We start from the raw sequence: 12,186 nt of genomic DNA, 5'->3' as shown, positions 1-12,186 counted from the left end.
CCGCGCGGCCGCGGAGGCCGAGGCGGAGCCCGGACCTGTGACGGCGCGGTGACCTAGGCCGCCGCGCGCACCGTGTGCAGCAGCTCGGCCAGCACCTCGGTGTTGAGCTGGTAAGCCAGCTTCACCTCGCGGACGACGCGCTGCCGCTCCTGCTCGTCGAGGCCCTCCCCGAACGCGTCCAGCCGGGACCGGTACTCCTGCTTGAACCTCGGCAGGCTGCCCACCTCGTCGAACACGTAGAAGTCGACCCCGCCGCCCTTCGCGTACCCGTAGATGCGCTGGAGCTCCATCCGGATGAACTGCCCGCCCGACAGGTCGCCCATGTAGCGGGTGTAGTGGTGGGCGACGTACCCGCCGGGCCAGCCGGCCACCTGCTCGATCCGGGCCACCAGGGTGCGGGTGGACTTCGACGGGGTGATCCGGTCGCGCCATCCTTCGCCGTAGATCGTGGCGAGGTCGCGTTCCAGCGCCCGCTCGCGGTACAACTCAGGGAACACGAACCGTCCCGCCACCGGGTGGTCCGTCAGTTCGCGGGACACGCCGTCGAGCGCCGCGTACGCGAAGTGGTGCTGCGCGACCATCTCGCCGTACTCGGCGGCGCTGAGCCGGCCGCCCATGAGCTCCGTGAGGTAGCTCTCGCCCTCGGCCGCCTGGTGGTCACCCCACGTGGCGTTCCTCAACGCTTCGGAGAACGACGTCACACCCACACCTCATCACGTACCGCAGTTTCATGACACAGTGTCACAAACCTGCGACCCTCCCGTCAAGCGGATGATGACACCGTGTCGTTAAAAATCTCGGTCGCCCGCACTCCTTTTCTTCTTCACGAAGAATTCCGGTCCCCGGCATAACAGCATTTTCGATAAATGCGGATAAATGACCCCTGCTGGGCTGTTCGCATGCGCGCCACCGGCCGAGGAAGTGCCCCCTGGCCAGTACGATTCCTGAAGGAAAATTGATCCGAGCTTGATTCACGAGTACCCGCACGGGGCGGTCTCGATGTTATGTACGCTTCCGTCGAGAGGGCCCCGCGCGCTCTCGGAAGTGAACATGAACGTGCATCGTATTCACGTACGATGAATGGCCGTCATGCGGAGAGCGGCAACGCCCCGGCGTCAGTGGGCGAGGGGGACGGCGGCATCCTGTTGCACCAGGAGTCGTCCCCCTCGGCCCGTCGGCGCCCCCGTCACGCGCAACGAAGGCGACTCGACATGACTCAACACCAGTTCCCCATGTTCGTCACCCCCCATGAGGCGGGCGCCTCTCCGGCGGCGAACGGCTACTCAGCGTATCTGCTCGGCCACCGGAGCGCCGGCCGAACGTCCGCGCAGCACGCACCCGGCGAACCTCCCGCCGAAACCGCTACCGACGGCCCCGCGGAGGAGGGCGCCCCTCCGCCCGGCTGACCCGCGGTCGCACCGCCGGGGGACGCCGCCGAGGTCGCGCGCTCTCGGACAAGCCGAGGTCACGCGCGCTCCGACAGGAAGGCGCGCACGGCTCGCTCGTAGCGCGCCCGGTCGGTGTTCCACGCCTCGGTGTGCTCTCCGTACGGGAACTCCTCCAGCCGGACGTCCCAGCCGATCCGTGCCCCGGCGGCGACCAGGTCACGTGACTCGCGCACCGGGTGCGCGGTGTCGCCCGTGGTGTGGAGGAGCAACAGCGGCGGCCGCACCACGGGCGGGTGCCGGATGAGGCTGATCCGGTCGAGATCCACGCCGGTGCGCCAGGTGATGACGCCGGCGGCGAGTGTCCCGAAGATCGCCGGCATGCCGAGGTTCTTCGCGCCCTGTTCACTGGTCATGCCGGCGTCGATCATGGGAGCGTCCAGGACCACCCGGTCCACCGTGCCCGCCAGCGCCGAGTGGGTCAGGAACTGGCCGATGATCGCACCGCCCATGGACGTCCCGTACAGGACGAAACGCCGCGCTCCCATGCCCTGCGCCGCGCGCATGGCCGCCTCCAGATCACGCCACTCGCTGACCCCCTGGTGCAGCAGTCCGTCGGGGGAGCGGGGCGCGCCCTCGTCGTTGCGGTAGGTGATGACCAGGAACGGCAGGCCCAGCTCGTGCACGACCGGCAGCACCTTCAGCTCGGCCTTGCGCCTGCCGTTCTGCCCGTGCACCGCGACGGCCCAGGTGGTGCCGCGGCCGGGCACGTACCAGGCCGGGGCGGGACCGAGGTCGGTGGGAACGGCGATCTCGGAGAAGTCCACTCCCCAGGCGACCTCGGGGTTGCCGGGCGGGACGTTGCCGAACCAGCCGGGGGTGCCCGCTGAGGGGACCCGGCCGCGCAGCACCGTGCGCGTCACCCGGCCGCCCTGCCGCGTGCTGATCGGTCCGAGCATGGTGTACGCCCCGGTCCACTCCAGCCAGTAGATGCCCGGTTTGCGGGTCTCGGGCGTCTCGGTGAGGGTGACCGCGTCCGGCCGGGAGGCCAGCACCATCGTGTTGGCCTCGCCGTAGTGGACGACGCCGACCGCCTGCTCGCTGCCGTACCAGGCGCCGTAGCCCACCGCGGCCACCGCGGCGACCACGAGAGTCAGGACCACGACGAGCCCGCGCCTACGCCTTGACGCCATCGAGGACCCTCCTGACCGTTCTGCGGCACAGCGCGCGGAACTCCTCCTCCGGCAACCCGACGCGCCCGCCCAGGTGGAGCTGGACCAGGCCCTGGACCCCGGACGTGAGCGCCAGTGTCACCTCGAGCGGGTCGTCGTCGCGCAGTCGCCCGGCGCGCATGGCCTCTTCCACCAGCGCCACCAGGTGGGTGAAGGCGGGTGAGCGGCCGCCGGTGAAGTCGTCGGGAAAGCGCCTGGCATGCTCCCTCCGCTCGGTCATCAGGTACGTGTACAGATGCGGGGTGCCGAGGGCGAAGTCCAGGAAGTCCTCCAGCAGCCCGAAGAGCCGGCTCTCCCAGTCGCCGCCCGCCCCCCGCAGGCCCCAGCCCGTCTCCAGGCTCCGGAAGGCGCGGTCCACCACGACGCCCAGCAGCGCCTGGCGGTTCGGATAGTGCTTGTAGATCGCCATGGCGGTGACGCCCGCCGCGTCGGCCACCCGTCGCATGGTCACGGCCTCGGGGCCTTCACGCACCAGGATGTCGTGCGCCACCTCGGCCAGGCGCTCTGATGTCGTCTTCACGGTATACACCGTAGACCAGATGGTCTACTACGTACACCTCTCCAGGCGTCGAAGGTCTGGCTTACATGATTACGATCGCTCTGAGCGAACATCGGCAAGGAAGGGAACACTGAAGGGCTCCGATGAATTGAGTCTGTATAACTCAACCCTTGGGAGTTCGCATGAGTGAGAGCTTGACCCTCCCGGTCCTGCCGCTGGACGACGAGGTGGTCCTGCCGGGCATGGTGGTCCCGCTGGACCTGTCCGACTCCGAGGTGCGTGCGGCGATCGACGCGGCCGAGTCGTCGAGCCGCGCATCCGGACGCAACAAGCCGCGAGTCCTCCTCGTTCCCCGCATCGACGGCCGTTACGGCGCCGTCGGCGTGCAGGCCGTCGTGGAGCAGGTCGGCAGGCTGCCCGGAGGCGAGCCCGCCGCCGTGGTGCGCGGCGTGGACCGGGTGCGCGTCGGCACCGGCACCACCGGGCCCGGCGCCGCGTTGTGGGTGGAGGCCATCACGGTCGACGCCGTCCCCGTCAGTGAGCGCGCCGAGGAGCTGGCCAAGGAGTACAAGGCCCTGGCCACCACCATCCTGCAGAAGCGCGGCGCGTGGCAGGTCGTCGACCAGGTGAACCAGATCGACGACCCCTCGGTGCTGGCCGACAGCTCCGGCTACACCCCCTGGCTGACCACGGCCCAGAAGGTCGAGCTGCTCGAAGCCGCCGACCCGGCCGACCGGCTGGCCAAGCTGGTCGAGTGGTCCCGCGAGCACCTCGCCGAGCTCGACGTCGCCGAGACGATCCGCAAGGACGTCCAGGAGGGCATGGAGAAGCAGCAGCGGGAGTTCCTGCTGCGCCAGCAGCTCGCCGCCGTCCGCAAGGAGCTCAAGGAGCTCAACGGTGACACCTCCGAGAGCGAGGAGGAGGACTACCGGGCCCGCGTGGAGGCGGCCGACCTGCCGGAGAAGGTGCGCGAGGCCGCGCTGAAGGAGGTCGACAAGCTGGAGCGGACCTCCGACCAGTCCCCGGAGACCGGCTGGATCCGCACCTGGCTCGACACCGTCCTCGACATCCCGTGGAACGACCGGACCGAGGACAACTACGACATCACCGGCGCGCGGGCCGTGCTCGACTCCGACCACACCGGCCTCGCCGACGTCAAGGACCGCATCATCGAGCACCTGGCCGTGCGCAAGCGCCGCCAGGACAAGGGCCTCGGTGTCGTCGGCGGCCGGCGCAGCGGAGCCGTCCTCGCCCTGGCCGGCCCTCCCGGAGTGGGCAAGACCTCGCTCGGCGAGTCCGTGGCCCGCGCGATGGGCCGCAAGTTCGTCCGCGTCGCCCTCGGCGGCGTGCGCGACGAGGCGGAGATCCGGGGCCACCGGCGCACGTACGTCGGCGCGCTGCCCGGCCGCATCGTCCGCGCCATCCGCGAGGCCGGCTCCATGAACCCGGTCGTCCTGCTCGACGAGGTGGACAAGGTCGGCGCCGACTACCGCGGCGACCCGACGGCCGCCCTGCTGGAGGTGCTGGACCCGGCGCAGAACCACACGTTCCGCGACCACTACCTCGAGGTCGAGCTGGACCTGAGCGACGTGCTCTTCCTCGCCACGGCCAACGTCCTGGAGGCCATCCCCGGGCCGCTGCTCGACCGCATGGAGGTCGTCACCCTCGACGGCTACACCGAGGACGAGAAGGTCGCCATCGCCCGCGACCACCTACTGCCCCGGCAGCTGGAGCTGGCCGGTCTGACGGCCGAGGAGGTCGCGGTCGAGGACGCGGCGCTGCGCAGGCTGGCGGCCGAGTACACCCGTGAGGCCGGCGTCCGCTCCCTGGAGCGGTCGGTCGCCCGCATCCTGCGCAAGGTGGCCGCCAACGGCGAGCTGCCGGTCACGGTCGGCGCCGACGACCTGGTCGGCTACATCGGGCGACCGCGCTTCGTGCCCGAGTCGTCGCTGCCCGAGTCCAAGCAGCGCACCTCGGTGCCGGGCGTGGCGACGGGCCTGGCCGTCACGGGCGCCGGCGGCGACGTCCTGTACGTCGAGGCGTCGCTGGCCGATCCCGAGACCGGCGAGACCGGCCTCACGCTGACCGGCCAGCTCGGCGACGTGATGAAGGAGTCGGCCAGGATCGCCCTGTCCTACCTCCGCTCGCACGGCGCGGAGCTGGAGCTGCCGGTGACCGCGCTGAAGGACCGCTCGGTCCACGTCCACTTCCCGGCGGGCGCGGTGCCGAAGGACGGTCCCTCGGCGGGCGTCACGCTCACCACGGCGCTGGCCTCGCTGCTGTCGGGCCGCCAGGTCCGTGGCGACGTGGCCATGACCGGCGAGATCTCGCTCACCGGGCGGGTCCTGCCGATCGGCGGCGTCAAGCAGAAGCTGCTCGCGGCGCACCGGGCGGGCATCACCACGGTGCTCATCCCGGCCCGCAACGAGCCCGACCTGGACGACGTTCCCCAGGAGGTGCGCGACGAGCTGACCATCCACACGGTCAGTGACGTGCGCGAGGTGCTGGACATCGCCCTCAACCCGGCCAAGGTCGTCTCCACGGCCGCGGCCTGACCCGCCGTCCATGAGACGCGTCCGCCGCCACCTGGACGGCGGCGGACGCGGAGCCCGCCCGCCGCTCCCTCACGGGACGGCGGGCGGTGCCGCGCCCGCGGAATAATGGGTTGTGCCGGCCGGGGCGCCGCTGGCACGATCCGGCGATGCCCGCCTCCACCGCGTACGACTTCACCGCGTACGACGGAACCCCTCTCGCCTACCACGCGCTCGGAGAGGGCGACCCGCTGGTCTGCCTGCCGGGCGGTCCGATGCAGGACTCCGCATACCTCGGCGACCTCGGCGGCCTGACGGCGCACCGCCGGCTGATCATGGTGGACCCCCGCGGCACCGGCGGGTCCGCGATCCCTGAGGACGCCGCCTCCTACCGCTGCGACCGGCTCGTGGACGACGTCGAGGCCCTGCGCGAGCACCTCGGCCTCGACCGGATCGACCTGCTCGCCCACTGCGCCGGCGCGAACCTCGCGACGCTGTACGCGGCACGGCACCCCGAGCGCGTCGGCAGGCTCGCCCTGATCACCCCGAGCACCCGGGCCGTCGGCCTCGACGCCACCGGCGAGGCCCGGATGGCGACCGCGCGGCTACGGAAGGACGAGCCGTGGTTCGGGCCGGCCTTCGCGGCCCTGGAGGCGATCGTGGCCGGCCGGATGACCGGCGACACCTGGAAGGCCATCGACCCCTTCTACTACGGCCGGTGGGACGCGGCGGCCCAGGCCCACAACGCGGCCCAGGACGGGCGCCGGAACGACGAGGCAGCCGCCGCCTTCGGCGCCGAGGGCGTCTTCGACCCGGACGCCACCCGGGCGGCACTCGCGGCGTTCGGCGCGCCGGTGCTGGTCCTCGCCGGAGAGGTGGACCTGAACTCGATCCCGGGCGTCGTGGCCGAGTTCGCCGGGCTCTGGCCGAAGGCCGAGTTCACCGTCCAGCCGGGGGCGGGCCACTTCCCGTGGCTCGACGACCCCGGCCGCTTCGTGACGACGACCGCGGCCTTCCTGGCCTGACCGCGCCGTTTCCGCGGTGAGGCCGCGCTGCTTCCGCGGTGATGCCGCGCTGCTTCCGCGGTGATGCCGCGCCGTTTCCGCGGTGATGCCGCGGAAGCGCGGCCTTCTGCGCTGATGGTCGCTTTGTGGTGGTGGCCGCTTTCGTGGTGAGGGTCAGGGGTCGCGGCGTGACGACGCTCCGCCGGGGCGGTCGTCGAGGAGCCGTTCGATCAGGTCGGCCGCCACACCCAGGACGCGGCACTCCTCCGGTGTGAGCGCGCGGGACATGGCCTCGGCCAGGCGCGCGTCGGACCCCTTCACCTGATCGGCGAGCACTTCCGCGCCCTTGTCGGTCAGCACGAGGAGATGGCGCCTGCGGTCGTCCTCGTCGCGGGAGCGGCGGATGAGGCCGCCCTCCTCCAGGGACGCGAGCGCCCGCGTGATCGACTGCGGCTGCAGATGCTCGGCCGCCGCCAGCTCGCCCGCCGTCATGGCGCCGCGCCGGCGCAGGTGCCCCAGCAGCGACAGCCCCAGCCTGCCCGGCGCCTCGGCGGTGCGCTCGTCGCGCAGCCGCCTGGCGAGCCCGACGGCGGCCCGCCGCAGCGACGCGGCCGTCGCCCGCAACTCTCCCTGTTCCACAATTACTACGCTACCACTTACTGAATATCGCCGCTCTTGCCGAAAGACGCCCTCACATTGGTACGCTCTGCGTATGATCTGGCTTCGGATGGCCGCCGCCGCGCTGGGCGTGGGCGGGCCGGTCGCCCTGGGAGTCGCCACGGGCCACCCCGCCCTGGGCGCTCTCGCCGCCGTCGGCGCCCTGGCCGCGACCGGCGTCTCCGCGTCCGGGGCCGCGACGCCCGAGGTTCCGGCGCCCGGCTCGTCCGCGTCCGGCGGCCGCCCTGCAGCTTCAGCGGCCGACGCCCCAGCGGCCGGTGTGGCAGGCGGTGTTGCTGGCGGTCGCGGTTTGGGGGCCGGGGCTCCGCGGGCTGGTGTGGCGGGCGGTGTTGCTGGCGGTCGCGGTTTGGGGGCTGGGGCTCGGCGGGCTGGAAGGCGTTCGGGGCGGGCGTGGGGGAGGGTGGTGGGCAGGGCGGCCGGGATCGTGGTCGCCGTGGCCGCTGCCGGGTTCGCCGGTGCCGCTGTGGCCGGGCACGGGTGGGCCGAGGCGTCGGCGCTGGTCGTTCTGGCGGCCGCGGCGGCGCTGGTCGGCGGCGTCAGCCGGGCCATGGCGGAGAGCACCACCCGCTTCATCACCTTCATGGTCATCACCACCGGACTGGCGCGGCAGGGTCACCCGCTCGCCGTCGCCGCCGTCGTCACCGTCGGGATCGTGTGGGGCGTGCTGCTCGCCCTGCCCCTGGGCCGAGCGGCGAGCGCAGCCCAGGCGGAAGGCACCCAGGAGGGGCGCGTCCAAGCGGGAGGTGCCCGGGAGGGGCGCGTCCAGGCGGAAGGCACCCGGGAGGGGCGCGCCGGGAAGGGCAGGGTACGGCGGGTGGCGTGGCGCGGCATGTGGAGTGCCACGAGCCGGCAGTACGCGGGCCGGCTGGCCGCCTGCCTGGGGGCCGCCCAGGTCATCGCACTCCTCTGGCCCCACCCGACCGCGTCCTGGATCTCCGTCACCGTGGTGATCGTCGTCCGGCGGCGGCTGACCGGCGCGGCGCGGCGGGCCGTCGAGCGGGCCGCGGGGACCGCCCTCGGCGCCCTCGCCGTGGCGGTCATGCCCGCCTGGGCGTCGGCCGCGTGGCCGCTGGCGCTGCTCGTGGCCGGGCTGGCGGCCCTGAGGCCGCCGCTGAAGGACCGTCGCCCCGCCGCGTACGCCGCCGTGATGACGCCCCTGGTCCTGCTGCTCAGCGGTGGCGCGTCCGCGGGCATGGCCGGTCACCGGATCGCCGACACGGCCATCGGCTGCGCGCTCGCCCTCGGTTTCGGCTACCTACCCTGGGCAGTACGCCACCGGAAGGACGCGGCGCGGAGCGGGAAGGACGCGGCGCGGAGCCGCGAGAACGCCGTACACAGCCAGGAGAACGCAGTGCACAGCCGGAAGAAGGCCGTGCACAGCCGGAACGACAGGGCCGAGAGCCGGTCCGACGATGTGAGGAGTGCCCGTGCCGTCGTGGAGTGACCACGCGATCCTGTGGCAGGTCTACCCCCTCGGCTTCACCGGGGCCCCCGCCGTCGCCCCGCCGCCCGGCGAGCCGGTCCGGCACCGGCTGCGGCAGCTCGAACCGTGGCTGGACTACGCCGTCGAGCTCGGCTGCTCCGGCCTTCTGCTGGGTCCGATCTTCGCCTCCGAGACCCACGGCTACGACACCGTGGACCACTTCCGCGTCGACCCGCGCCTCGGCGACGACGCCGACTTCGACTCCCTCGTCGCCGAGGCGCGCGCACGCGGGCTGCGGATCGTGCTCGACGGCGTGTTCAACCACGTCGGCAGGTCCTTCGCCGCCGGCTCCGACTGGTTCAGGAAGGGACAGGACGGCTACGACACCTTCGAGGGGCATGAGCGCCTGGTCGCCCTCGACCACGGCCTGCCGGCCGTCCGCGACCACGTCGCCGCGGTGCTCGACCACTGGCTGACGCGCGGCGCGGCCGGCTGGCGGCTCGACGCCGCCTACGCCGTGCCCCCGTCCTTCTGGCGCCAGGTGCTGCCGGGCGTCAGGGAGAGGCACCCGGACGCATGGTTCGCCGGTGAGGTCATCCACGGCGACTACACCGGGTACGTCAAGGAGTCCGGGCTGGACTCCGTCACCCAGTACGAGCTGTGGAAGGCCGTCTGGAGCTCGCTCAACGACCGCAACCTGTTCGAGCTGGCCTGGGCCCTCGACCGGCACAACGACCTGCTCGGCGCGTTCACGCCGCTCACCTTCGTCGGCAACCACGACGTCACCAGGATCGCCACCCGGCTCGACGACCGGCGCCATCTCGGCCACGCCCTGGCGATCCTGCTCACCACCGGCGGCGTGCCCAGCCTGTACTCCGGCGACGAGCAGGCGTTCGAGGGGCTGAAGGAGGAGCGCGAGGGCGGCGACGACGCGATCCGGCCCGCCTTCCCGGCCGCGCCCGGAGACCTGGCCCCGTACGGCCGGGCGGCGTACCGCCTGCACCAGAACCTCGTCGGCATGCGCCGGCGCCACCCGTGGCTGGTGCGCGCCCGCACGACCGTCGAGCACCTGACCAACACGGCAGCGGCGCTCAGGTCGAGCGCCGGGGGAGAGGCGCTCATCACCCTGCTCAACCTCGACGACCGCGCCTACCGCTTCCCGATCGACGTCTCCCGGCTGACGCCGCTGGAGCCGGAGCGCGGCCACCAGGACCCCGCGGTCGTCGGCCCGCACGCGTGGCGGATCCTCGCCGAGAAGCCGGCGTGACATAGATCACCAAATGTGTCGGGAATATAGGGAAGCAAGGAATCTGTTGGCACCTGACGTGGACGAGGCACACGCGAGCAACCCCGGCGCTCCCATCGGCGGACGCTGTTGTCGCATGCGCACCCGGCGAATGCGCGCGGCGACACGCGCGCACACGCGGACGATGACGCGGGCCATAGAGCCGGCGCACATGCGGGCCATGGCAGGCGCGCACATGCGCGCGGCGGCCCCCACCGCCCGCTGACCGCGAGCCGGCCGCCTGCCGTAACCCGCCCGAGGGCGTAACGGCCCGCCGGCGCAAGGAACCGTCCGCCCTCCCCCCGAAGGTCTTCCGATGATCGCACCGAGCTACGTGCTGCGCAGGCTGAGCCACCTGCCGTTCCACCCCGGCGCCCACTGACTCGCGCCGCCGCCCGGCCCCGGTCCTTCAGGTCCTCCCGGTCCTTCCGTCGTTCGGAGCGGACGTCTCCTCCAGGCGTCGCTCCTGAAGACGGTTCCAGACGTTCGTCCGTTCCAGCGGCGTGGCCGCTGCCAGTGTGGGGTTTTCACGTGATCCAGGTTTCCGGCCTGCGCAAGCTGTACGGCGAGACCGTCGCCCTCGACGGTGTCGATCTGCGCGTGCGCGAAGGCGAGATCTACGGCGTGCTCGGTCAGAGCGGCGCCGGCAAGAGCACGCTGCTGCGCTGCGTCAACCTGCTGGAGCGGCCGACCGCGGGCACCGTCACGGTCGCCGGGCAGGACCTGACCGCCCTGCCGTCCCGCGAGCTCAACCGCGCCCGCCAGCGCATCGGCATGATCCACCAGCACTTCGCGCTGCTCTCCTCCCGCACCGTCGCGGGCAACGTGGCCTTCCCGCTGGAGGTTATGGGCGTGCCCCGAGCCGAGCGCTCCCGCCGCGTCGCCGAGCTGCTCGACCTCGTGGGACTGGGCGGCCGGGGCGGCGACCACCCGCACCAGCTCTCCGGCGGCCAGAAGCAGCGCGTCGGCATCGCCCGCGCCCTGGCCGGCAACCCGTCGGTGCTGCTGTCGGACGAGGCCACCTCGGCGCTCGACCCGGCCACCACGCGCTCCATCCTCGACCTGCTCAAGCGGCTGAACACCGAGCTGGGCCTGACGATCCTGCTCATCACGCACGAGATGAACGTCGTCAAGAGCGTCTGCGACTCCGTCGCCATCATGGCCGGCGGCCGGGTCGAGGAGTCCGGTGCCATCGCGGACCTCATCCGGACGCCCGGCTCCCGCCTCACCCGCGAGATCTTCCCGCTGCCCGAGCCCGCGCCGCCCGGCTCGGTCACGCTCACCTTCACCGGCGACCCGCAGCGGCCCGTCGTGTCGGAGGCGGTGCGCAAGTTCGACGTCGAGATCAGCATCCTCGGCGGCTCGATCGAGGAGCTGGCCGGCGGCGCGGTCGGCCGGCTGCGCGTCTCGATCACCGGTGACGCCGAACCCGCGCTCGCCTACCTGCGCGACCGCGGACTGCTCGTGGAGGTGGCCTCATGACCTGGGACGAGATGACCCCGCTGCTGTGGGAGGCCGCCGGGCAGACCGCGCAGATGGTCGGCTGGTCGACGCTGCTCACCGTGCTGTTCGGGCTGCCGCTGGGCGTGGCGCTGGTGGTCTTCGACCGTGGCGGGCTGCGTCCGCTCCCCGCGCTGAGGTCCGTGCTGGGCGTGGTGGTGAACGTCGGCCGGTCGCTGCCGTTCATCGTGCTGATGATCGCGATCATCCCGTTCACCCGGCTGGTCGTCGGCACCACGATCGGCACCGCCGCCGTGGTCGTGCCGCTCACCGTGGGCGCGGTGCCGTTCTTCGCGCGGCTGGTCGAGACCGCCCTGCGCGAGGTCGGGTCGGACGTGGTGCAGGCCGCGCAGGCCATGGGCGCGAGCCGTACGACCATCGTGCGGAAGGTGCTGCTGCCCGAGGCGTTCCCCGGCCTGGTGGCGGGGCTGACCGTCACGATCGTCGCGCTCATCGGCTACTCCGCCATGGCCGGGACGATCGGCGGGGGAGGGCTGGGCGACCTGGCCGTCAGGTACGGCTACCAGCGCTTCGAGACCCTGCTCATGATCGTCACGGTCGTGCTCCTGGTCGTGATCGTCCAGGTCGTGCAGAGCCTGGGCGACGCGGTGGCCCGCCGGCTGTCGCACCGCTGACTCACACGTACACC

At 72.4% G+C, this 12,186-nt stretch carries 10 protein-coding genes; 6 read left to right on the top strand and 4 right to left on the bottom strand.

Annotation, left to right across the window (positions count from 1 at the left end):
* Positions 1–53: 53 nt before the first annotated feature.
* From ACIBG4_RS00790 to ACIBG4_RS00780, 3 genes are all read right to left on the bottom strand, one after another.
* Entirely contained in the window at positions 54–701 is a 648-nt protein-coding gene (locus ACIBG4_RS00790) for a heme oxygenase (biliverdin-producing) (RefSeq protein ID WP_397200058.1), read from the bottom strand.
* Between the two features lie 764 nt (positions 702–1,465).
* The gene (locus ACIBG4_RS00785; RefSeq protein WP_397200057.1) at positions 1,466–2,578 is read right to left on the bottom strand and encodes an alpha/beta hydrolase family protein; all 1,113 of its coding nucleotides are present in this window, start codon (positions 2,576–2,578) and stop codon (positions 1,466–1,468) included.
* Positions 2,562–3,137 carry a TetR/AcrR family transcriptional regulator gene (locus ACIBG4_RS00780; RefSeq protein ID WP_397200056.1) on the bottom strand — a complete coding sequence of 192 codons (576 nt, stop codon included), beginning with the start codon at positions 3,135–3,137 and terminating at the stop codon, positions 2,562–2,564. Before ACIBG4_RS00780 ends, ACIBG4_RS00785 begins: the two co-directional genes overlap by 17 nt.
* 161 nt (positions 3,138–3,298) lie before the next feature.
* Here ACIBG4_RS00780 and lon point away from each other — a divergent pair, with 161 nt between their 5' ends.
* Together lon and ACIBG4_RS00770 are read left to right on the top strand one after the other, a co-directional pair.
* The gene (gene lon, locus ACIBG4_RS00775) at positions 3,299–5,671 is read left to right on the top strand and encodes an endopeptidase La (protein ID WP_397200055.1); all 2,373 of its coding nucleotides are present in this window, start codon (positions 3,299–3,301) and stop codon (positions 5,669–5,671) included.
* A 146-nt stretch (positions 5,672–5,817) separates the two neighbouring features.
* Complete coding sequence (locus ACIBG4_RS00770; RefSeq protein ID WP_397200054.1) at positions 5,818–6,672, top strand: alpha/beta fold hydrolase; 855 nt, start codon at positions 5,818–5,820, stop codon at positions 6,670–6,672.
* A 153-nt stretch (positions 6,673–6,825) separates the two neighbouring features.
* Here the strand turns inward: ACIBG4_RS00770 and ACIBG4_RS00765 are convergent, their stop codons facing one another.
* A complete protein-coding gene (locus ACIBG4_RS00765; protein ID WP_397200053.1) occupies positions 6,826–7,290 on the bottom strand; it encodes a MarR family winged helix-turn-helix transcriptional regulator in 465 nt (154 codons plus the stop codon).
* 442 nt (positions 7,291–7,732) lie between these two features.
* Here ACIBG4_RS00765 and ACIBG4_RS00760 point away from each other — a divergent pair, with 442 nt between their 5' ends.
* The 4 genes from ACIBG4_RS00760 (at position 7,733) to ACIBG4_RS00745 (ending at position 12,172) form a co-directional block, all read left to right on the top strand.
* Positions 7,733–8,773 carry an FUSC family protein gene (locus ACIBG4_RS00760; protein ID WP_397200052.1) on the top strand — a complete coding sequence of 347 codons (1,041 nt, stop codon included), beginning with the start codon at positions 7,733–7,735 and terminating at the stop codon, positions 8,771–8,773.
* Positions 8,757–10,019 (top strand): alpha-amylase family protein, encoded by a 1,263-nt coding sequence (locus ACIBG4_RS00755; RefSeq protein WP_397200051.1) that lies wholly within the window; start codon positions 8,757–8,759, stop codon positions 10,017–10,019. Before ACIBG4_RS00760 ends, ACIBG4_RS00755 begins: the two co-directional genes overlap by 17 nt.
* A 549-nt stretch (positions 10,020–10,568) precedes the next feature.
* Positions 10,569–11,519, top strand: a complete 951-nt coding sequence (locus ACIBG4_RS00750; protein ID WP_397200050.1) for a methionine ABC transporter ATP-binding protein — start codon at positions 10,569–10,571, stop codon at positions 11,517–11,519.
* The gene (locus ACIBG4_RS00745; protein ID WP_310714139.1) at positions 11,516–12,172 is read left to right on the top strand and encodes a methionine ABC transporter permease; all 657 of its coding nucleotides are present in this window, start codon (positions 11,516–11,518) and stop codon (positions 12,170–12,172) included. The genes ACIBG4_RS00750 and ACIBG4_RS00745 overlap by 4 nt, the downstream gene beginning before the upstream one ends.
* Positions 12,173–12,186 lie beyond the last annotated feature (14 nt).

This window comes from Nonomuraea sp. NPDC050383 (genome assembly GCF_044459125.1).
Classification (GTDB): Bacteria; Actinomycetota; Actinomycetes; order Streptosporangiales; family Streptosporangiaceae; genus Nonomuraea.
Note: the sequence above shows the minus strand (reverse complement) of the source record. Positions and strands in the feature narration are given on the sequence as shown.